19 protein-coding genes are annotated in these 21,856 nt (G+C 58.1%); 2 read left to right on the top strand and 17 right to left on the bottom strand.

Going from position 1 to position 21,856, the window contains the following annotated elements:
- Positions 1 to 190: 190 nt before the first annotated feature.
- The 3 genes from EOA29_RS41035 to EOA29_RS00470 all read right to left on the bottom strand — a co-directional run bounded on the left by EOA29_RS41035 (position 191) and on the right by EOA29_RS00470 (position 2,992).
- Positions 191 to 331 carry a hypothetical protein gene (locus EOA29_RS41035; protein WP_164746818.1) on the bottom strand — a complete coding sequence of 47 codons (141 nt, stop codon included), beginning with the start codon at positions 329 to 331 and terminating at the stop codon, positions 191 to 193.
- Positions 332 to 535: 204 nt separating this feature from the next.
- A complete protein-coding gene (locus EOA29_RS00475) occupies positions 536 to 1,426 on the bottom strand; it encodes a DsbA family protein (protein ID WP_245460609.1) in 891 nt (296 codons plus the stop codon).
- A gap of 699 nt (positions 1,427 to 2,125) precedes the next feature.
- Positions 2,126 to 2,992 (bottom strand): sulfotransferase domain-containing protein, encoded by an 867-nt coding sequence (locus EOA29_RS00470; RefSeq protein ID WP_127220036.1) that lies wholly within the window; start codon positions 2,990 to 2,992, stop codon positions 2,126 to 2,128.
- A 728-nt stretch (positions 2,993 to 3,720) separates the two neighbouring features.
- Here EOA29_RS00470 and EOA29_RS00465 point away from each other — a divergent pair.
- Positions 3,721 to 4,509: a MurR/RpiR family transcriptional regulator gene (locus EOA29_RS00465; RefSeq protein WP_187331388.1), complete on the top strand. Its 789-nt coding sequence runs from the start codon at positions 3,721 to 3,723 to the stop codon at positions 4,507 to 4,509.
- 558 nt (positions 4,510 to 5,067) lie between these two features.
- Here the strand turns inward: EOA29_RS00465 and EOA29_RS00460 are convergent.
- From EOA29_RS00460 to EOA29_RS00435, 6 genes are all read right to left on the bottom strand, one after another.
- Positions 5,068 to 5,607: a hypothetical protein gene (locus EOA29_RS00460; protein ID WP_051695334.1), complete on the bottom strand. Its 540-nt coding sequence runs from the start codon at positions 5,605 to 5,607 to the stop codon at positions 5,068 to 5,070.
- Positions 5,604 to 6,284 carry a methyltransferase gene (locus EOA29_RS00455; protein ID WP_029354798.1) on the bottom strand — a complete coding sequence of 227 codons (681 nt, stop codon included), beginning with the start codon at positions 6,282 to 6,284 and terminating at the stop codon, positions 5,604 to 5,606. The genes EOA29_RS00460 and EOA29_RS00455 overlap by 4 nt, the downstream gene beginning before the upstream one ends.
- Positions 6,281 to 7,111, bottom strand: a complete 831-nt coding sequence (locus EOA29_RS00450) for a nucleoside-diphosphate kinase (RefSeq protein WP_236370659.1) — start codon at positions 7,109 to 7,111, stop codon at positions 6,281 to 6,283. Before EOA29_RS00450 ends, EOA29_RS00455 begins: the two co-directional genes overlap by 4 nt.
- The gene (locus EOA29_RS00445) at positions 7,108 to 7,863 is read right to left on the bottom strand and encodes an aspartate kinase (protein WP_051695332.1); all 756 of its coding nucleotides are present in this window, start codon (positions 7,861 to 7,863) and stop codon (positions 7,108 to 7,110) included. The genes EOA29_RS00450 and EOA29_RS00445 overlap by 4 nt, the downstream gene beginning before the upstream one ends.
- 18 nt (positions 7,864 to 7,881) lie before the next feature.
- On the bottom strand, positions 7,882 to 9,168 hold the full coding sequence (locus EOA29_RS00440; protein WP_091595886.1) for a DegT/DnrJ/EryC1/StrS family aminotransferase: 1,287 nt from the start codon (positions 9,166 to 9,168) through the stop codon (positions 7,882 to 7,884).
- Between the two features lie 1,024 nt (positions 9,169 to 10,192).
- The gene (locus tag EOA29_RS00435; protein ID WP_127220034.1) at positions 10,193 to 10,912 is read right to left on the bottom strand and encodes a GntR family transcriptional regulator; all 720 of its coding nucleotides are present in this window, start codon (positions 10,910 to 10,912) and stop codon (positions 10,193 to 10,195) included.
- A gap of 384 nt (positions 10,913 to 11,296) precedes the next feature.
- On the opposite strand from EOA29_RS00435, the gene EOA29_RS00430 reads away from it, so the two are divergent.
- Entirely contained in the window at positions 11,297 to 12,406 is a 1,110-nt protein-coding gene (locus tag EOA29_RS00430) for an IS110 family transposase (protein ID WP_127220033.1), read from the top strand.
- Between the two features lie 1,570 nt (positions 12,407 to 13,976).
- On the opposite strand, the gene EOA29_RS00415 is transcribed toward EOA29_RS00430, so the two are convergent.
- The 8 genes from EOA29_RS00415 to EOA29_RS00380 form a co-directional block, all read right to left on the bottom strand.
- Complete coding sequence (locus tag EOA29_RS00415; RefSeq protein ID WP_127220032.1) at positions 13,977 to 14,672, bottom strand: HAD family phosphatase; 696 nt, start codon at positions 14,670 to 14,672, stop codon at positions 13,977 to 13,979.
- Positions 14,669 to 15,451, bottom strand: a complete 783-nt coding sequence (locus EOA29_RS00410) for a metallophosphoesterase (protein WP_164747226.1) — start codon at positions 15,449 to 15,451, stop codon at positions 14,669 to 14,671. Before EOA29_RS00410 ends, EOA29_RS00415 begins: the two co-directional genes overlap by 4 nt.
- Positions 15,452 to 16,003: 552 nt before the next feature.
- Complete coding sequence (locus EOA29_RS00405; protein WP_051695327.1) at positions 16,004 to 16,735, bottom strand: HAD family hydrolase; 732 nt, start codon at positions 16,733 to 16,735, stop codon at positions 16,004 to 16,006.
- Complete coding sequence (locus tag EOA29_RS00400) at positions 16,732 to 17,541, bottom strand: phosphodiesterase (RefSeq protein WP_127220044.1); 810 nt, start codon at positions 17,539 to 17,541, stop codon at positions 16,732 to 16,734. The genes EOA29_RS00405 and EOA29_RS00400 overlap by 4 nt, the downstream gene beginning before the upstream one ends.
- A gap of 61 nt (positions 17,542 to 17,602) precedes the next feature.
- The gene (locus tag EOA29_RS00395) at positions 17,603 to 18,853 is read right to left on the bottom strand and encodes an ABC transporter substrate-binding protein (RefSeq protein WP_127220030.1); all 1,251 of its coding nucleotides are present in this window, start codon (positions 18,851 to 18,853) and stop codon (positions 17,603 to 17,605) included.
- A gap of 43 nt (positions 18,854 to 18,896) precedes the next feature.
- Positions 18,897 to 19,730 (bottom strand): carbohydrate ABC transporter permease, encoded by an 834-nt coding sequence (locus tag EOA29_RS00390; protein ID WP_127220029.1) that lies wholly within the window; start codon positions 19,728 to 19,730, stop codon positions 18,897 to 18,899.
- On the bottom strand, positions 19,730 to 20,578 hold the full coding sequence (locus EOA29_RS00385) for a sugar ABC transporter permease (RefSeq protein ID WP_245466518.1): 849 nt from the start codon (positions 20,576 to 20,578) through the stop codon (positions 19,730 to 19,732). The genes EOA29_RS00390 and EOA29_RS00385 overlap by 1 nt, the downstream gene beginning before the upstream one ends.
- 103 nt (positions 20,579 to 20,681) lie before the next feature.
- Positions 20,682 to 21,830: an ABC transporter ATP-binding protein gene (locus EOA29_RS00380; RefSeq protein ID WP_127220027.1), complete on the bottom strand. Its 1,149-nt coding sequence runs from the start codon at positions 21,828 to 21,830 to the stop codon at positions 20,682 to 20,684.
- Positions 21,831 to 21,856: the final 26 nt, after the last annotated feature.

Raw genomic sequence — 21,856 nt, 5'->3', positions numbered from 1 at the left:
CGCAGGTGCCTCTCAACACCTCCACCACACCAAGGTTTCATGCGGGTAGCGAATTCGATCTTGGCGGCATGGCCATTAAGCACATGGGATGGCCTCGCTGGCGGCATGCCTGTGATCTGGTGCTGCAGCCCACGCTTGCCTCCGCCAGCGGTTCGATGAGGCAGCCTGTCGCACAATTGATATCAGGACTTCAATGCCGGAACACCGGCGCCACCCTCAATTCAATAAATGAGGTGTCGCGCACCACGGTTGGCTGCTTGATCCAGGCAATTCCGGCCGCCGTCATCCTCAATGAGGTGACCTCGACCAGAGCCTCGGCCTTGAATGGCATGATCGAGGTGCATGGGTGCGGCCACCGTCATTTTCGTCAATCCGAACGGGATTTCTTGCAACCGCTTTGCGGCTTTATCCAACACGCCAAGGGCCGCGCTGTCGACAGGTGGCGCGAGCTTGGCGCCGAGGCGTCCACGTCAACAGATTCTTCTGACAATCGGGACTTGTACGATCACCCCAGGGGGGCGAGAGCCCATGACGATCATCGTCGCGCCGGCCGCGATCTGAAGCAGGCGTCGGCGCGCCTCCCGCCTATCTTCTGGCGAGGCTTCGGTGAAAGACGCCGATGGCGGAACGGAAACACCAGGACCGGCTGAATAGATCCCGAGCTGTGCGATCGCGTTCGGCCAAGTTGAGGAAAGCGAGCTGAATGCAGGACTTTGCACGCTAGCACCGCGTTGCCGGGCCATATAAGAGATTTGGCCCGGCGCGAGAAGCGGCACTCGTGGCCAAAGAACGGGATCGCACCGGCCGCCACGCTGTCAAAATGCCGAAGTTGTGATCCGGCACGACGCTTAGCTTCTTCCCGCTCTGTGGCGATGAAGCGTTCCAGCGTGTGAATCTTGAGCACACCTGAAATCACTTCGTCGCCGAGAACCAACGCCGGCGTGACGTTGATGTACAGCTCCTTGGCGAGCGCGCAATTGCGCTCGAGGACGTTTTCGATGGCGCGGTCTTCCATGTCCCGCTTGAGCTGCTCAACCTCGAGGCCAACGTGTCGTGCGATAGTCAAGATGTCGAATTGGCTGAGCTGGCCGCGAGCAGCCATAAGGGCGTGATGGAACGCCTCATATTTTCCCTGTTTGCTGGAGGCGAGCGCCGCCAGTGCGGCAAATTTGGAACCCGGTCTCTTGCCCGGACAATGTTTGTAGACAACCTTCAGCATGGGATCATGCTTGAGGGCTTGCTGGATTGTACGGTCTTCCGCCCGGCACCGCGGGCAGTTGTAGTCCAAAAATAAGACGAGAGGGACGTCGCCATTCGGGTTGCCAGCAGTTGGCGCAGCGGCGTCGTTTAAGAGTGCGTCGCGCCGCTCTGGAATGAGCTTCCGCCAAAACGCGACGAGCCGGCTATGGTTTTCATGCTGGCGCACGTAGTCTTTGGCAACTGGACCATATTGCGTCGCCAGCCCGAAAAAAAGCAGGGCTAGGGCTGAAAGAGCGATACGGCCGGCTTTTGGCGTAAGGCATGGTTAGGCTCCAATTAACAGTGAACGGCAGGGCGGCAACGGCTGGCCTTTTGACGTCAAAGGGGGCACCGCTTTAATGCCTCACCCGCTGTTCGCGGATGACGGGAGGTCAAGGGGCTCGTGCTATTCGAAGAGATGCGGTGGGATGGCTGGGCCCAACAGCCGACCCATCCGTGAGCGGCGCTGTGTGCGTGCGAACTGCCCCCGCGGTCGCCGTTCGCCGAGCGGCTTCAGGCGGCCGAGTGCGATGGCTGAGCGTGACTGCAGCAAACACCTGCACGTAAAGCTGGGATAAGAGGGCTTAGGGCGCGCGGGACTCGCGCTGCGGTGTGCGGGATTATATTCAACAATTCTTGTCTCCTAACCGGATCGAGGCAGGTTCCTCCCTCCCGGGCATCTCCCGTCGCTGCGCTCCGGTCGAACGTTGCACCAAGGGTCCTTGCAAGCCCCGCGCCAATCGCGATGTCGGCACTTCAGGAAGTGATTGCGCGGGCGGCAGGTGGGCAGTGGTCAGCGCGCCTTTCCAGAATATCGCTCGCATAAACGTCCGGCGAGCGGCTCCGAGCGTACCTGCCATCGCCGGGCTCTGCGACAGCCTGAAATCTATCTCGAACCAAATCCGAATCGCTCGTTGAGTCTCGTCCCTCCCAGCGCGGTAAACCGCGCCTCGATCTCGGCATTCCAGCAAGCCTCCCACGAAGTTCGCCCGCTGGACAGGGTGAAGGTCTGCTGTCCGATTAGCTGGTTTAAGATCAGCTCAGGCTGCGGCGGCCGCTCGATCTCGCAAAACTCTACAATTCTGCGAATGGTCTCGAGCTGAACTTCGCGTCCTTGGTCGCCTATGATCTGCTCATAGCTCAATCCAAGAACATTCTCCTGATCCGCCCACGGTGCCACTGGATGGCAGCGATCATTGAAAATGAAAGGCGCGATCTCATCGAAGTACTTCAGCATTTTGTCAGGTCCGTCCGGCTCATTGCGCCACGTAATCTCAGCCCTCTCAGGCGGGCACCAATCGCTGTCACCTACATATCGCATCTGCGACACAATTGCCGCACGCATTTCGCGCGAAAGAAAGACGATCTTGAAATCCGCTAAACAATGGCGAGTGCCGATGTCGCACGGTAGATGCCCATAGCCAAACTGACCGGGCTGAATAAAGCGCGAGGATATCTCGATCGGTATCCATAGAATATTTTCGAAATGAGTGAAGCGAGCTCGCTCGACATCCACAAAGCGGAAGTCTCCAAGATAGTCTTTATTAAAGAACACATCGGACTGTACAAGCCCGAGCAGTCCAAGCAGACGGGCATATAGGTGGGTGCCCGCCTTCGGAATGGAACATATCATAACCCGCGAGCTTGAGCGGCCGGCCGTCGGCTTGATTGACCAAGATTCATTCGAGCAGGGATAAAGTGGAAAGGGTTGACCCGCGATATCGCGCAGCTCTTCTGGAAGCGGGTGAAACATTGTGGTTTCCTCACTGTTGCAGCGGCTTTTTTAAACAGCCGGAGCCAATGCGCGACAGGACAAGTTCCTGACCAGCTTGACCCCAAGCAGTCGCGCCCTCTGTTGCCGTACCAGAGAAGTAAAGCCCGTCGCATGCGCTAGCCGCGAGACGAACCGCTAGTACGGGTGGCATCGGCAAGCTCGTGGCCAACTTGCTGAGATGAGCTATTTACCAAACGCCACGTCGGCGTTCCCTAGAGATGTAGTCACCTTGTCATGCCCCCGTTTTCGATCGGACGATGAACCTAATCATAGAAGAATGCAAGTAAGATTGGTTATGTCGCCAATATACTAATGAATATATTTTCCCAGACGGCACCGCTTGCGTTGCCGTGCAGTCGTCCCCACTGCCCTGACGACGAGGACACCACGGTTTGCGCGGCGCATGCGCAGCCAGTAAAGTAAGCTCCATTGACAGCATCGGGCCAGGAGACGTCGTTAAACGAGGCCACTCGCAAGACCGCCTCGCGAGCGGCCGAGCGCATGCCCTCGCGTCCATTGCCCCGACTGCCGAGACATGGGCGCGAACGGAGCGGCAGCCGGAATCCGATATCGACCTTGTCTATGATCTGCGTCAGTGAACCGTCAGCGAGACTCGAATATGCAGGGCCTTGCTAGGCCTTCGCGGGTCGACTGCCAGCTTGGAACGAACACTAAGACACATGCGGAAGCCCCGACATACACAGAAATTGCTGCTAGACATCATCTATGATGCAATTAACACGGCTCCGAATGCGCTCGCACGTATAGCTCTGTATGTTGCACAAGACCCCGAGGCTGTTCTGGCGCTGTCCATTGCCGACCTTGCGCGCAACACCGCTACCGGTTCTGCTTCAATTGTAAGATTTTGCCGAACCTTGGGACTCGCGGGATTTCGCGAGTTTAAGATTGCGCTCAGCGGCGAAATTGAGCGGCGGAAGTTGAGCGGCGAACTGGCTGAACGCGCGCCATCAGAAGCTGTAGACACAGCTCCTCGGATCGCCATCCTCAGTTCTGCTTTACAAAACTCAATTTCCGTGTCCGCTCGTGGTTTTGACGACCTTCAAATTAGTGGGTTTGCCAACCGCATCCGAGCGGCCCGACGCGTCGAACTGTTCGGCACGGGGCCGTCATCCGTCTGCGCTGATATTCTGGCCATGCGACTGATCTGCCTAGGTTTCCCCGCACATTGCTCGGGGTCCGCCACCGTGTCTCACGCTCTCGCGCGAGGGCTTGGCTCGTTGAGCCTCGCCATTGGCATTTCGTCGCGTGGCCACACTGTGGAAACCAAGGATTTTCTGGCTATTGCGCGCGAAACCGGAGCATACACGATTGCCATTACGACCCGCGTTGACTGCCCGATCGCCCGGACTGCGGACGAGGTGGTATTGTTTACCTCGGCTGAGGCTTGGCCACAGGCCGGGTCGGCGATGCACGTGCCGCCTCTGGTGTTGCTGAGCGAATATCTTTGCCAGTGTCTGCAGATGGCGGAAGTCTGAATCCCCACCAAGGCCAATTCGGGCAGTTCCGAGGTTATTTCCGGATCCCACCTCGGTCTTCGTCGCGCGTGCTCGCGTGCACGAGCCATTGAAGCGATAAACTTGAACCGCACTTTCGACTGTGCGTACTGCGTGCTTGTTACATGGAAACGACGAACTCACCGAGCAACCCTCTTGCCACGGCGCGCGGGTGTTTGGTGATCATAGGGGAAGCTTCAACAATTGAGAAGCTGACGAACTACTACACCGGGATCAAACCGGAGGACAAGGCAGGTTCCTCGTCGTTGGGCAAGGCTGCAGCACCAGGTCGACTCCGTGACCTTCGACGGCGCGCTCGCCGACTGAGTGGCGCTGGAGGGCCTCGAGAGGGCATGGGTCGGCCGCAGCAGCGTGGGACGCAGGAAGGCAGGCAAGATCCTAGCTTCCTTCTTCACCGACAGCAAGTCAGCGGCTCCTTTTGCCGGTCGACAGATCGGTGGACCAGGTCGAGCTTCTTCCATGTCCACTTCTACGTTTGCCACGGTGTTCGGGAATTCCTGGGAGATTGGGGGCTGACATCTATCGCGTGCTGCCACGAAGGTTGGTATTGACGTATTTCGCGAGGTCTAGCGCGGAGATGCTACCAACCAATTGGTCCAGACTCATTTCGGCCGAGATTGAGGCGGAATGCTCCAGGAGTGCAAGGAGATCATCCCTGTGCTTCGAATGGTGGTTCTCCAGGTGCATCTCGACCTTTCGCGCGATGACGTCCGCGAAACTCGCCCTTGTCCCAAAAAGCGGATCGTTGATTAACGCCGTCGGTCGTTCCTGTTCGAGAACCCAATTTATCGCCAGGGTCCCGTTCGATCTCAAGAATACGATCTCCAGCTCCGCGTCGGCAGGTCGCGATGTGGCAATGGAGAACCCCGCGTCCGCCAGAGCCCTGGTATCCTTATCCACAGCCTGATTGAATGCGGCCAAATTGACATGATGAATGTCAATGTCGTTCGGCGCACGCTGGATGAACTGCGAAAGGACGCTACTGCCCGCTACCCAGCTATCTTTGCTCCGATTGCGCGAAATGGCGACCAACGCAATGCGCATCAGCTCGGGCATCATGCGCTTGTGGCCTTCTTTGATATTGAGAACAGCCTGTAAGTTACGTTGACGTCGGGATAGGTCCCGGCTCGCAGAAGCACAGATGTGAGATCATTTGAACCCGCAATCTTTTCAAGAAGGTCGTCACGGGCATTAGTGCCGAACCCAAGAACGATACGACCTGATTCCGTAAGGAACCTTGGGCCATCTGAAAGAAATCTCTCGAGCAAGTTGTACCCTGGATCGATCGCACCACCTTCGAGGTCGTGGACAAACTCGTAATCTTCTGGAGCGTAGCTCGACGGGTAGTTCCAAAATATGATGTCGAACCTTCTGCCAGGTGGAACATTGTTAAATATATCGCTTGCGATGACCTCGACGTTACTAATTCCGTTTCTTGCAGCATTCTCCAACGTGTTCGCGACGGCCCTCGGATTGATGTCACAAGTCAGCAACGACAGCGCGCCAGTCTTTGCCAACAGAAGGCCGGGAAGACCGAAACCGCAGCCGATTTCTAAGACGGTCTTTCCGTCGAATGGGGGAAAATTCTCGCTAATCCAACGCCAACTCTGGAAGTGCTCTGGAGGAAAAACCCCTTCCTGTACGACCAGATCCAGTCCGAATGCCTGCATCTGACGCGGGAAAGTGGCTTGTTGACTTGTCCGAAGCGTTGTCCTGATACGATCAAGTTCGCTCATTGTTCTCCGGCCTTCCGGCGCGGTGCCATGCCTGGTTGTTTTCCCGGCTCGACGGCATCAACGGTTCGCTTCAGTAAGCAATTCCAAAGAGGCATTGAAAACAGACCGGCCTCAAGAATGAGGCGGTCCCAAGATGAGCGGAGGGGTGCATACCGGAAGAGGCCTTCTAGACCGGCTCGATCCCCCTGGAAATACCGCTGGACGGCTGTCGTTAGGCCCGACTTTGCTGCGGTTAGGAGTGCTCTGTCGTAACAGAATCTTGCGTGGGCAAACGCGCTACCATCACTCCGATTGTCCGGCATCGGCGCAGCTCCCCTGTCGCCGAGAACGTTTAGCAACATTTGGAAAGATGAATGGGCAATGTAGCCGGAATCGAGAGAAATCCAAGCAGTCGCTTCGTCGCCCAACGACCGGCACCTAAGTATTCTCAGCTCAGCATCCATTACTTGATGACTATCGCTCACATGAAGGAGGTTCGTCACGGGATTATCGCAGAAAAAGAGACTACGTACGGTGCCGGATAAAGCCTGGGCCGGCTGTGTGTTACCCTTCAGTTTTTGCGACAAGTGCAGCGCATTAGGTCCGCTCCAGATCGTGGCGCAAACCGGACGCATGTCGAATAAGTCCAGCACCAATGGCCAATGCTTCCCGCCGGTGGAACAGGTAAGGGTATAAAACGCATCAATGGATTTGCGACTATGAATCGAAAAGAACCGTTCCGAGAGTTCCAAACCGGTTCGCCGGCGAATAAATTCGTCGAGCAGCGAGGTTAGGCCAGAGCGCGCGACTTCCGGGCCATACACTATCAGCGCCGTGGATGACATCATGCCGCCCCCCCCAAAGGGTCGCTTGTGATATGGGCCTTCCTGCTCGCGACGGTGATCCTAGTCGCTCTAACGCGTCTCCCTTCCAGCCAATCGGCGAGACGAGCGGGATGACGGGCATTAATCACAACGCCGGGAAGGCTTTTCTTCGCCATGAATTCGACCGCGCAGGCGTCAATCGAGGTGTGGCCGAGAAGGACAAGATCTTGAGCAGCGATCTGCTCTATAAGTGCAGCGGGATCGTCGGTTGCTCCACCGCGATGCACGCCATCGACATCTGTCAAAATCACCAGCTGTGGTGCCCCAGTTAACCAAGCGATCCACGCGGCAACGGCGTCGGATGTGACGTCCCAACTCCATTCCACTGGGTCAGCCGCAAACAGCAAACGGGAAGGCAGCAGCACTGGAATCTTCCCAAGTCTCGCGAGAGTTCGGCATTCGCCTAGGCTGGCCGATGGAACTAGTTTGGAAGAGAAGGCGGCATCCGCAAGCAAATACCCCGTTTGGTCCTGTGCTAGAGCACACGCATGATGCGCGGTACACGGATCTAATCGCTCGGCTGCATCAATCGCCTCAATTGCTTTGTCCGGGATGCCGCCGCCTGGAACAAGTAGGATTCGATGGCCCTTATCGGCGAGACGCTCAAGTTCAGCCAGTGCGAGCTTACACACGGCAAGATCACGCATGATGCTCCCGCCGAATTTGAGAACAATCGAAAAGCCATATGGTGGAAAACCTTTTATTGAGCAGTCCATCGGCTTGCCATCCCGCCCTCAGGCAACAGATACGATCTCAGGAATTTTTGAAGCTAGGTTTGGAAGCGCTGCCCAGACCTTTTGAAACGCGGCCGCGTACAATTTCATCACTTCAACGTCGTTTGGTGGAGCGATCTCCGACACGTAAAACATGGTGTTCAATATCTTCATGACGTTTGGAAAATCGGTCCTTGACCATTGGCCGCAGATATCCGGCAGATATTCAAAGACGGGCTTCGTCAGCCAGACCGCAACGGGAACTCCCTCGGCTTGAAGAAGCTTAATGATGAAATCCCTGGCCGTAGGGCCAGGTAGAAAACCGAGCTTTTCCGGCTCAAGACGCAACGGGAGATTCAGCATCGATTGTTGATGATCTGCTGGATCGAAAAGAGGCAGAAGCCCTGAGAGGTGGCCAATCTCCTGCCAAAGGAACCTAGCATTCCTTCGCCTTTTTTTAAGCTGCCGGTCAAGCTGCTTGAGCCTGTGATTAGCAATGGCAGCAGAGAATACATTGGGTCGGTAATTGTAGCCTTTGGAGTTCGGGGAGAATATCCTAGCTCCACATCGCGACGAGCTTGTCAGCGAAACATTATCTACATGGTGGATCAGAGCAGGGTCCCTCGTCAGGACAAATCCAAGCTCACCTGCCCCGAGGTGTTTAGCTCCGTTGCCGGAGAGAGAGAGTGCATCGCTCTCCAAGTAAGCTCCATTGACAATATCTTTCGCAGCGCCAATTGATTGGCAAACATCATCGATAATCGCCACGCCTCGCGCTCGCGCCGCCAATCTCAAGCTGGGAACCAAGAGGTTATTTCCGAACAGATGAGTTATGAGCGTCGCCGCGTCACCTGGCTTGATGAGGGAGGCCGCCATCTTCTCATCAACTCCGGCAAGGTCTGGCTCAACATCGACAAAGACCGGTTCGAGTCCACTGATCGTGATTGGGCCGACGGCTCCCGGCCAGTTCAAAGCCGACGTAACGACTCGGCGACCTCGGTTCCGGTAGTAGTCGAGAGCCACGTGAATAGCGGCTGTGCCGCTTCCAACGGCGCGCACAGACCAGTTACCCGACCAATCCGCTAGCCGCTTTTCGAGCTCAATCACCATAGGGTGATTGACGCGATGATATTTGCCGCTTTCGACAACATTTGCGAGCGCCTTCAAATGTTTACGTTTCGCAGCTGGCCAAAGAACAACTCGCCCAGCCGGCACCGTGGGATCTCCTCCAAAGAGCGCAAGAGAAGTGTCCTTCTGGTGGGCGCATCGTGTGCTTGCTGCCGTGGCTAAGCTTACATCCTTGGTCATATGATCTAGCCTGGTTGTGTTACATCGGCCATCGGCCACTCGCGAAGTCACGAGCCGAACCGACCCGTCTCTCGCATACTTTTGCGTCTTGCAACGAGGCTCGGCTAACCCACAAGAGCAGAGTCGCTCCTGAGAACAGGCTGGGCGCCGTAGCGCCCTCGCTACGTTGAGTTCAGGAAAGAGCTTTCAAGCTCGCAACCGGCGTATGAGGCGTCAACCTCGTCGGAAATGAACTCGCTGAACGATGCAGTCCCTCCTTCGTAAATCAACACCTAATAGCCCTTGACAAGAAGGGGAAGTGGTCCTCTGAAATATATTTATGGATATATTATTTATTCTCCGCCTACCTTTAGCCTCCTATCTGGGATATTTTAGTATCGGAAGTGACAACGCGAGGTTGCTTTTTCAGCCTCTCGTACCGGCACCATTTAAAAGATAAAAAGCGCAGCGCGGATGCGCAGGAATATCATCCCGCCAAAGCCGCGGGCCAGATAATCAGCCAACCTTGGCGAGCTGGGAGCACCCCGAGCTTCCGTAATTGGTTGAAGCACTCGCCGGACCGAGGGCCGGCGTCCAATGTTAGTAGCCCCTTTCGCGAACACTCCGGCTAGTGGGTTTGTGTCAGAATGACCTCCCGGGATCGTATTCTGAGCGCTCAGTGAGGATGTATCTCGTTGTAGTCATCCCACCGGGCGATCTGGCGGAGAACCATGGGTGATCATGCAAGGAGTGATGCGAACGCAATCACGCTTGAAGGTTTTGACCCAGGCTTCCGACACGTCGCTGGCGTGGGGCGCTTCACGGGCGTGGAGCAAGTAACGCGGTCAGCGCAGAGGCGAAGGCGCGTGTTCCTTGCCGGTGTAGGGGTGCCATTTTCCGACAGGTCTCGATCGGATGAGGCACCCTCGTCGATCCGAAGCGTCTCTTGACCGCCTCCAGCATCATATCGCACGGGACCCGCAGCCCTCCTGCGACGGCCCAAGCCGAATGGCTCAGCTACTCGGCTGATGTCGGCGAAAATCGCTCACCAATACTTCTTTGTAAACGTGAAGTTTGCCAGCTGTCTCCTGCTCATATTTTGCAAAGCGCGCGACACTGCGCGCTGTTCTACATCAAGGTGGTTAGTCAATGCGGATGCCACTGCGCTCGTAGTCTTGCCGAGCTGAGGCATTGCGTCAGTTAGCCTTGCAAGACTGGTTCGAAAAGCCGGGGAAAGCTCAGACGCGGTTATTTCTATGCGAAGGGCATGAGAGCAGAAACAGAACTTGTCGATGATATGGCAAATTTCGCAATTACATGCCCCCAGAGCTATGTCAGTGAATATTTCTTCCGCTCGAAGAGCGAGCTCCGTTGGAGATAACTCACCAGAGGGGGCGGTTCGGTCGAGAGGGTGAGTCCGTGTACGAGTTAGGGCGAAGGTAAGTGTTTCGCGCGCCACCACATACGAGTCCAATAGAACCCACTCGACCAGAGGTCTCGTAAAGTAGCCCCTTTGAGGAAAGGACACGATCTTCCCTTCCGCTGCAAGTCGGATAAGTGCTTCGCGTATAGGAGTCCGGCCGATGTTGAGGTCGGACGCTAGCTCTTTATCGCTGAGATGCTGCCCCGGCATGTGGGATTTGCTGTAGAGCAATTGAAGTACCGCGTCGTAGGCTGCATCGGCTTTTGCGTTCTTCTTGGCTTCAATAGCCAAACTGGGCATTTCTGTCCGACGACATTGGGCCGCATTTTTGCAAAACCACATCTCTACGCTTCCCCTTGTTTCGACGTCCTTTGAACGTTCGATTAGCAGAATTTGAGTTTCTGCGGCGTGCTATTTCTCGACATCCGGACATGACGCATGCACCGCGCGCCGCCTCAGCTGCATACACCATGCGTATGAGGTGTGACCATGGCCAGCCGTGGCGCTCGGATGCGGAAGCCTCAGAGGACCGGACGCGGAAAGATCTAGGAGGCGTTAGGCGCTCGACGCACCTGACCTGCGCGCAAACCATTTCCTGCGCTCGTCGCTTCGCCACGCTAGACGTCATGTTCCAGGGCTGAGATCGGTGGCCCGCCCTTTCGTGCGATTAAGAGACGAGGGTTGCTCGGATGGGCCGAGCCGATCCTCACGCACGGAGGGCGAGCCATGGGAGAGTATAGCGAAGCGTTTGTCGCGTTTGATGTAGCCAAGAAGAAGCACGCGGTGGCGATCGCGGAGGGCGGCCGCACCGGCGAGGTCCGGTTTGTCGGCGAGGTCGAAAATAGTCCTGCAGCGATAGAGCGGACGATCAAGAAGCTGGGAAAGAAGTATGATCGACTGCACGTCTGCTTCGAGGCCGGGCCGACGGGTTACGGGTTGTGCCGGCAGGTTCGCGATCTTGGTCACGACTGCATGGTGGTTGCGCCGGCCCTGATCCCGAAGCGGTCGGGCGAGCGGATCAAGACGAACCGACGGGACGCGGTCACGCTGGCGCGGCTGCATCGGGCGGGCGAGCTGACTGGAGTGTGGGTGCCGGACGTCGTCCATGAGGCTGTCCGCGATCTGGTTCGGGCCCGGGAAACTGCAGGCGACGATCTGCGCCGTAAACGCCAGCAACTGCTCTCCTTCCTTCTGCGCCATGGCCGGATCTACGAGGGCGGCGGTCATTGGACATTGGCGCACCGGCGCTGGCTTGCCCGCCAGAGCTTCGAGCATATGGCGCAGCAGATTGTCTTCCAGGAGAAGATCGACGCGATCGAGGACGCCGCTCAGCGGCTACGCCGCCTGGACGAGCAGTTGCGCACCATCGTGCCGACCTGGTCCATGGCACGGGTCGTCGAGGCCTATCAGGCGATGCGCGGCGCCTCGTTCCTGGTGGCAGTGATCTTCGCGGCCGAGATCGGCGATGTGCGCCGCTTAGATACGCCGCCGCAGTTGATGGCCTTCCTCGGCCTGGTTCCGGGAGAGCGCTCGACTGGCGATACGGTCCGCCGGTCGAGCCTTACGCTCGCCGGCAATCGACGCGCCCGCCGCGCCTTGGTCGAAGCGGCTTGGACTTACCGCTACCCCGCCAGGGTCAGCGAAGCGCTGAGGCTCCGGCTCGAGGGTCTGCCGAAGGCTGTCCGCGACATCGCCTGGAAGGCGCAAATCAGGCTCTGCACTCGCTATCGCCGCCTGAACGCCGCCGGCAAGAAGCCACCAGTGGTCGTGGCCGCGATCGCACGCGAGATGGCCGCCTTCTTGTGGGCTATCGGTCGGGAGGTCGCACCGTCATAGACAGGTCTCGACCCGACCCGCTGCACAGCGTTGGGGGTGGGGCCACGGTGGGGAACTCCCGTCGCTAGTTATGTGGCCGAGCCAACCCGCTCGACGCCCGCCCTCTAGACAGAGGACAGCCCCGAGACGAAGACACGGAAGGCGGTATCCAACCCGCGGATGAGAGTCTGATCAACCGTCGTCTCAGAGCTCCACCCCCAGCCCTGTGCAGCTTCAGCCGATCCGACTGCTTCGCCCACGCCGAGCAGACCATCCGTCTTGCGCTCAGCCTTGACAGGGAACATGAGAGACTAGCGGACTGCGCAACCCTGACCAGTTCCGCCCGGCGAGCGCTTACCACGGGGGCTTTGACCCACTCTCGGTGACATTTCTTTACACCGCCGACTAACGGCCTTTAGATCCAACTTGCCGCGGCCGTACATCTGTCGTTTCACCAGTTTGCGCTTGGCCCTCTCTTTGTTCGTAGACCATACTTCGGTGGTCGCCGCACGACGGCCGTCGTCACTAACGGAGCGACCGTTCTGACGGAACTTCCCGGGGTGGCATCTCTTGTCATTGCCCTCGGAGAGGCCCGGCTCCGACTAAAACTACACTTGGCGATCTGAAGAGCGAAAGGAAGGCTTCGCTGAAGGCGGTGTTGGCACCAACAGAGATCTTACCAAGCGTTCGCACAGCTATGCTTTGGTTCGCGAGGCATTGGGAGTCTAGCATTTCTGTGCCCCTTCAGACACTCGGCGATGCACTCACTCAGAAGAGCCATTGAAGGCATAAGCGTTGCCGGTCCAGGTTCGGCCAAGGCCCGCGCCGGAGCTGAGTAGGAGCACCTCATGCGCCACCTCAGAGACTGGCGATTTGTCACGCGTCGTTATTGCAAGCGTATGCGCTCCTCGGTCGCGGCCAGTTCTGAGAAAGGCGACGGTCTCTCGCTCATATCTTTCATAGGAGATGCCGATAGCATAAGCCGAAGCGTCCAGCCCATGAGCCAGACCGCGAGCGATGTTCACAATCCGGGGTCCCCAGCTAGATCAGGCGGCTGTGACAGTAGCTCTGCGCAGATTGCGGAGACGCCCATACCAAGAGCTTCGACACGCGTAGCACTCTGTAGTCGCTCCGTCAGGCGCTCGATCTGGGCGTAGTCGAGAAGGCGAGCTGAGGCCTCAACCGAATGTAGGAAGGCCGCGCTCAGGTTCGCACAATTTCCGGTCTTACATGCGAGTTCAGTGGCGAGGTGCTGTGTCAGTCGCCGGGCTTTATCGCGCTCAATCTCCCCGGTAACGCCACCCTGAACTCGCGAAACCCAGAGAGGCCAAGAGTACGGCAAAAACGCAAAACCGACGCTTCTCCGCTGTTTGTTTGACTTACGAGTTTGGAGATAGATAAGTCCCCAAGAAGCTCGGGGTTTTAGGCAACAAAATGCGCGATTCTGGATTGTGAGCTAGGCCCGCTGGCGACCAGATCGCATACCGCATCCCGCACCAAGCTTGATGACCTGTCCGCCATTGCACTGCCCGCCGGGGTATGGTGTTCCGGATGCAGGCGCGGGCGGACCGTCCACGCCGCTGCCCTCTTTCTACATTGGGCAAAGCAAACCTTTAAGTTCCGCCAAGTTCAGCAACAATGCCTCCGGCTCAAAGGTCCGGAGGTCATTCCTCAGTCGACTGGTATGGTGGCGAGCGCCCCCGAATGCGCAGTAGCGCATATTTGCATTTCGCGCGGCACTAAGACCGATGACGCTGTCCTCAATGACAAGGCACTCTCTGGCAGACACGCCCATGATTTCCGCCGCCAATAGCAGCACAGAAGGGTCAGGCTTCCGGACACCGATGTCATCGGAGGAGAAGAACCGTGAGCCTACAAGCCCCAAGAGACTGGCGGCTCTCATGCGGTGGATGAGTTCGAAACGAGATGTGTTCGATGCGACACAAAAGGGAATGGAAAGCCACTGGAGCAGTTCAATCGCGCCAGGTGTCGCCGACAGGGTCCCAGAGGCGGCCAGCTGGATCTCAGCCGCGGCCGTTTCCATGAAGTTCTTCGGCAGGCTTACACCGACAAGTCTTTCCAGATGCCGTTGTTGATCGTCCCGCTCAACACCGGAGAGCGTTGCCGTTATTTCATCTGGATGCACCTGGACACCTTCCGCGGCAAGTTTTGCCGAAATCACCTCCGATGCTACGATTTCCGTCTCCGCAAGGGTGCCGTCAAAATCGAAGATGATCAGTCGAGGCCGCGACCGATCGGACGTTTTGATCGATGGTGAAGCCATCATTTCGGATCACCGGGACGAATGACAGGCAGCTGATCAAGTCCCTCGTGACGATGGACAACGACATCCGATCCGTCCAACATGACGACATCGTATGATGGCGCAGCCGCCACAAATATGGGCTTGCCATATTGTTCCCAGTCCAGAACGATATGCTGCGCCGTGCCACGGCTGGCAGTAAACGATATGCCCGACAAACTGCCTGCTGCAGCAACATGCCGGTGACCAAAGAGCATGTGGCGGACCGATGCGTTTTTCCGAAGGATGGAAAGGAGCCGATCGGACTCCTTCATATCGCTCGTCTTAAAACAAGGCACATGCAAATCCGCCGGCGTATGGTGCATAGCAACCACGACTGGTCGGCCGGCGGCACGGAAAAGCTGGTCCTGCAGCCATTCAAACCGGCCACCGTCAAGACAACCGAAATGGCTGATGTCGTCCTTTGTGTCGAGCAAGACGACGAGCCAGTCGTGCAAGTCGACAGCCGCCTGAACGAATCCTTCCCCGCCGAATACGCCTCGAAATGCGCCGCGGTCATCGTGGTTGCCGATCGTCAAATGGACCGGGAGCCGGACCTCCGACAAGATCTCGCGCAAGAGTGCGTAAGCGGCTGGATCGCCTGTATCAGCAAGATCGCCGGTAATAAGGATGAGCTTGGCATCTGCGTGTACGCACGAGACATGGTCCAAGGTGTCGCGCAATCTCTGCGCCGGATCGATGCCGTAAAGCGTCTTGCCAGGGGCAACAAAATGAGGATCCGTGATATGAATGATTTTCTGCATTGCTCCACACTCAGATTGGGCCCGACCCTGGGAGGGACAAGAGACCGCTGCTGCGTCAGGCCACTTGATTGCCGTCGTTGTGGTGACCATCTATTTCAGGCGTCTGACAGCGAACCGTGAGCAGTGAGGGGTCGCCCCTCTCTGCCGCCCGGATCGAGGTGTTCGATTCCAAGCAAACACTTGACCGACGAACGGCAATAAATGTCGCGAGTTGTAAATGCTCGGGCCGCATAAGGGACCTCGGTCGCTATCGCTTTCGGTTGATCATGAAGTAACTCGTCCATCATCGAAACGGTGCCACGGGCCTGTGCTTCGAGCTCCGGTGAGTTCCCCCACGCAGACACGAATGCTCCTTCTTGACCCTCAATTGTAATTTGTGAGCAGCTCGGTCGAACACCGTTGAGTGTCGCTTGCGCGCCCGCCCCATGCCGCATCCGCCTGTCAGACTTCGCCGATATCGAATGCAAGGGATATCAAGTGGACGGAATCGCCGGGACAGTCGGTACAGGAAGACATTTTTGTGGGGTTGAGTGGATGGGAAGCTGCTGCAGTTCACCTTACGGCACCTGCTGCCACCGGGTCCGCCTCCTGCCATTTTGTATTGGGCTGGACTTCGCTCGTCATCAGCAGGACGCTAAGTTCTTCGGCTGATCGCGCGACCACCGCAGCGCCGGCTGACAGCAATCGTTGACCGTGGTCGTCGTGGCAGTGGCCGCCCGCGGTGAAACCGATCACCATCATCCCCGCGGCCACACCGGCTCGAACGCCTGCAATGCTGTCCTCGACCACGACGCAGCGCGCTGCCTTAGTGCCCATCTGGGCGGCAGCGAACAGGAAGAGGTCCGGTGCAGGCTTACCGGCCTTTACCATGGCGGAGCTGAACACGTGGGGATGGAAGTATGCCCAAAGTTCCGTCAGTTCAAGACCAAGCCGCAGCTTGTCCGGGGCGCTGCTCGATGCGACGCAGCGCGGCAATCGCAACTGATGCAGGAGTTGGTCAATGCCGCTGATCGCTTGCAGTTCCGTCTGGTAGCTTTCCTTTATCCTGGATTGCACGATGACGTCGAAGTCGCTGGGTAGAGGGCGGCCCCAGTCTTCTTCGATCATTTTCCGCATGGTGGCTGAGGAAAGGCCGGTAAACCGCAGAATCACATCAGAATACGACATGGGATAGCCAATGCGGGTAAGTTCTTCGGCATCGATTCGACTTGCCAGCGTCTCGCTATCGATCAGAACGCCGTCGCAATCGAAGATGACCAGTTCATAAGAGGCCTGTTGATTCATTGCATGCCCTCGGGAACCCAACCTTCTGCGGAGACCTCGACCACATGTCGGTCGCTAACTTCGAAGCGATGCACCAGGACCCCATCAACGTCGATTATCGCGATGTCAAAAGCGGGCGCATCCTCGACGAAGTCCGCGTCTCTCCGCGTGAAATGTGGAATGATCTGATGCGCCACGCCGCGGTTTGCACTGAAAGGGATGCCGCTCCAGGTGCCGCCAACATCGACATGCACATGGCCGTGGAAAATGTGCTGCACATTGCCGGCGCTGACAATCGCCTGCATGATCGGGCGCCAATTCTCGGTGCTCCAGGGTTCGAAATGCGGCAGGCCGATCGGCTGCAGCGGATGATGGACGAAGAGGTAGGCCCGCACATCCGACGCCTCGGCCACCCGGGCCAGCAGCCACTCGAGCCGACCATCGTCCAAGGAGCCATGACCGAAACCTTCCACCAATGTGTCGAGAAAAATGAGGCGCCCGGCAGATCCGTCGTGAACCGACTGGATAAAGCCGTTCTCATCGCGCGGCTCTCCAGGAAACGCCCGAACAAAATTCTCGCGGCTGTCGTGATTGCCGAGCAGAAGGCGGGCGGGCACGCGCAGTTCCTGCAGCACCTCGCGAAGCAGGACATAGGAAGCGAAATCTCCCTCGTCAGTGAGATCGCCAGTCACGACGCAAAGCTCGGCGTCGGCGTGATCGCGGTTGATGCGCTCAATGGTCTTGCGAAGCCGTTGGGCAGGATCGAAGCCGAAGAGCATGGCGCCTAACGGCACAAGATGGGGGTCGGTCAGATGAATGAGTTTCATGGATAATCCCGAAAAAGGGAGGGATGCCGCACAGGAGCGTGCAGCGTCTCGGACGAGGCGATCAGTTCGTTTTCGGCAGGAGTGCGCGAACCTCGGACGCCATGTCTGCGAGAGCGGCTTCCGGTTCCTTGGATCCAAGCGCAATAGCCGTCATCTCGTCGCGGAGGACCTCCCCGATCTGCACGCCGTTATCACCAGGCCAGGAGAACCACGGGCGGGCGCGGGGCGTCTGAAGCACGCTGGTGTACCAGTTCGGGTGCTTATCGTAGAAGCCGGCGAGATGATCCTTGTCGAGGGCAAGCGTGTTGGTCGGCATATAACCAGTATTCGGCACGACAATGCTCTGGCCTTCAGGACTTGTGGTGAACTTGACGTAGTCCCAGGCGGCGGCGCGCTTGGCGGGATCGTCGGTAAGGATTATCGCAACCATGCCGCCCGTCGGCATCGTCGCATCTTCAGCGCCGAGCGGCTGCTTGGCTGTGCGGAGCTTGAACCGATCTCCAATTTCACCTTCGAAACCGCTCACACTGCCGGCAGAGGCGAAGAAGAAGCCGAGCTTGCCGGAGGTGAAGAGCTGCCGGGCGGCATGGGAGTCGATCGCCGGCTGAGCGCCGTCGGTGTGGAACCGCTTGAACAGCTTGACGGCAGCCTGGCCTGCAGGACCGTCAAAAGCGATGTCGCTCTCCTTGTCGTTCATCATCTGGCCGCCGAAGTTGCGTACCAGGTTCTGCGTGGCCCAGTCGTCCGAGCCGAGCTGGTAATACATGCCGGACGTTCCATTGCCGAGCGCACCGACCTTGCCGGCCAGTGCGACGAAGCTGTCCCAATCGGTCGGAACCTTGTCGGGGTCGCCGCCCGCCTGCTTCACGAGATCGGCATTGTAATAAACGACCGGCGTCGACATGGCGAAGGGAAGTCCGTACAGATGGCCCTCGATTCTTGCCAGAGACAGGATTTGTTCCGTGTAGCCCTTATCGGCCAGGTGATGGGCGGCAACGAGATCGTCGATGGGCTTTACGAGCCCGCGCGTGACGAGCGGACGGAGCACGTTGAAGCCGACATAGTGAACGTCCGGCAACTCGCCTGCCATGCTCTGACGAATCAACGTCTGGACAGCTTCGTCATAACTCGGCGCAGCAGCGCGGAAGCTGATCTTGATTTCCGGGTGGCCCGCCATGAAGCGGTCTGCAATTGGCTTGTGGATCACTTCGTGTTCGGGCCAGGCGTAATAGACATTGAGTTTCGTCTCGGCTTGCGCTGGCATGGCTGCCGCTGCGACACCGGCAGCAAGGATCATTGCAACTGTTTTCACATTGCTCTCCTGAGTTTTGAGATGGGGGTTTTTAGAGACGGAGCTAGTGTCGGCCGAGCACCAGACCTCGGATGAAGTGTTTCTGCATGAGAAGGAAAAAAGCGACCAAGGGAGCAGTTACGAGAACGCCCCCCGCCATCAGCGCACCGACATTTCCGGCGCCCTCGCCGGCCTGCCGGAAATAGGCAATGCCGAGCGAAGCCGTCATCATGTCGGGATTGGTTATCACCACCATTGGCCAATAAAGATCGTTCCAATGGGCCACGATAGAGAAGATCGAGAAGGAGACGACGGCCGGCCAAGCTGCTGGCAGCATGATTCGCCAGGCGATCGATAGCTCGCTGAAACCGTCGAGCCGCGCCGCGTCGAGCACCTCATCGGGAAAGGTCACGAAGAACTGCCGGAACAGGAAGATGGCAAACACCGAAATGATCCAGGGCAGAACCAGAGCGGCATAGCTGTCGAGCAGTCCGGATTTTGCGAGGGCTATGTAGATCGGGATGGTTGGTATCTGCACCGGCACCAGAAGGCCGAGCAGGACGCCGACAAGCAGAATAGGGCGGCCCGGGAAGGACAGCTTGGCCAGCGCATAGCCACATGGGATGGCGATCGCGATCTGCAACACAAGAATTGCCAGACACACGACAAAGCCATTTGCCATGAACCGAAGCAGCGGAATTGCCGAGAGCGCAGTGCCGTAATTGTCGATTGCGCCGTGAAGGGTCGGCGTTGGAAGCAGGCTGCCGTCAAAGATCTCGCTCTGTGGCGTCAGCGAGGCAAGGATCATCCACAGAAACGGAAAGACCATGATGATCGCGCCGGTGACAAGCACAGCATGCGAGACAATGCGGGAAGAGGAAGATTGCCCCAGGATCATCACTGGCCTCCATTTGCTTTCCAGCGCGCCCGACGCTCGGAGACGCGCATCTGGACGAGCGACAGCAAAGTCACGAAGACAAAAAAGGAAACGGAGATCGCAGAAGCATATCCGACGCGGAAGAAGCGGAAACCTTCTTCATAAAAAGTGTAAAGAACGACGGAGGTAGATTTCATCGGCCCTCCCTGTGTGAGGACCGCGACCGTTTCGAAAACCGAAAAGGCGCGGATAATTGTCATCACGGTGACGAACACCGTAACTGGCGCCAGCATCGGCCAGGTGACCAGAAGGAAGCGCTTCAGTCCCCTGTCCGCCCCGTCGATAGTCGCAGCTTCGTAGAGCTCCTCTGGAATGGTCGAAAGGCCAGCCAGGAAAAGGATCATGTTGAAGCCAACCAACTGCCAGACGCCGATCGCCGCGAGCGCATATATGGCCGTCGCCGGGTCGGACAGGAACCTGACGGGCGATGCGCCCAGGAGCTGCAGCAGCGTGTTGGCAAAACCCAGACTTGGATGCAGGATTGCTTCCCACGCGGTCGCGAGAGCAACCAAGCTTGCAGCCACGGGCAGAAAGTAAGCGGTTCGATAGAGAACTGCGAACCGTGATCTAGCGATCAAAACGGCGACGAGCAGCCCCCACCCGATTGCCGTCGGCACGACCACAGCCACATAGAGCGCGGTGTTGCGCAGACTCTGAGCAAAGCCAGGGTCGGTCAACATGCGCGTATAATTAGCAACCCCGATGAATTGGATTCCGGCCAAGCCGAGCGACGCATTCGTGAAGGACAGAAAGGAGACAAGAATGGCGGGTCCGATGACAAGGGCAACAAGCAACAGCGTCGCCGGCACGGACAGAATTATGCCAGCTTGCGCCTGGGCCCGAGCCGGCCGGTACCTGCATGCAGTGTTCGGAGCTAAGGAACTGAGCGGAATGTCGTTGGCTAAGGCCATGTCAGGCTGCCCCGCTGTGATCGCCACGCTGGCGCGAGCCGTTGGAAGGAAAGAACCATGCCTTTTCAGCGTCGATGGTCAGTCCCAGATTGTCGCCGTCACGCAGTGATCGCGCGCGCTCGGCGGAAATGCGGGCGACGAACTGAGCGCCGGCCTCGGCATCGACAAAGACGTGAGCGTCGATCCCTGCTTGCTCAATGCGCGTGACGCGAACCGGCAGGGCTCCTGGATGATCCTTCTCAGCCAGGGTCGCATGCTCGGGGCGGAAGGCCAGCGTTCCGGCCAGCCCGGATCCGAGCGCGTCGCGAATGATGATCCTGCTGCCGCCGATCATGAGCCCGCCGCCTATAGGTGCGGCCACTGCCAGCTCGTTCAGGAATGGCTGCGCCAGGAAGCGCGCTACGTCTAGATCGACGGGTTCGCGATAGAGATCGGCAGGGGCTGCGACCTGACGGAGTTCGCCGCCAAAGATGACTGCGACGCGGTCTGAAAGCGCTGCCGCCTCGGCCTGGTCATGGGTAACGAAGATAGTCGTCGTTTCCATTTCCTTGTGAAGCCGTGCGATCTCGCCACGCGTATGGATGCGCAGCGCTGCGTCCAAGTTTGCCAAGGGTTCGTCCATCAGGAAGATCTTCGGCTTGCGCACCATGGCGCGTCCCAAAGCCACGCGCTGGCGCTGCCCGCCCGACAGCGCCGACGGTCGACGCTCGAGCAGCGCGTCGAGCTTGAGAAGCCCTGATGTCTGCCGGACCCGCTCTTGGATCGAGCGTTTGCGTTGGATGGCTCCGGGCAGCAGCGCGCCAATCACAGGAAGCCGTTCCAAGCTGCTTAGCTCACGCATGACCAGCGGGGCAGCAATGTTGTCGTGCACGCTCAGATGCGGATAAAGGGCGTAGCTCTGGAACACGAAGGCTAGGTCGCGGTCCTTCGGCGCCACCGCGTCCAGCCCCCTGCCGCCTGCACGCACATGGCCCTGGTCGGCACGCTCCAGCCCCGCGATGATCCGAAGAAGCGTTGATTTACCACACCCGGACGGCCCCAGCAGTGTCACAAACTCCCCCGCAGCAACCCTTAGACAGATGCCGCGCAGGACATCAATCGCGCCAAACCGCTTGCCGATGTCGTCGATGTGAAGGTCTAACGCTGCCATTCCGAGTTCCCTTTCGGTGGGCGTGA

This window comes from Mesorhizobium sp. M1E.F.Ca.ET.063.01.1.1 (genome assembly GCF_003998155.1).
In the GTDB taxonomy this organism is placed as follows: domain Bacteria; phylum Pseudomonadota; class Alphaproteobacteria; order Rhizobiales; family Rhizobiaceae; genus Mesorhizobium.
The sequence above is the reverse complement of the archived record's forward strand: the minus strand, read 5'-3'. Positions and strand labels throughout refer to the sequence as shown.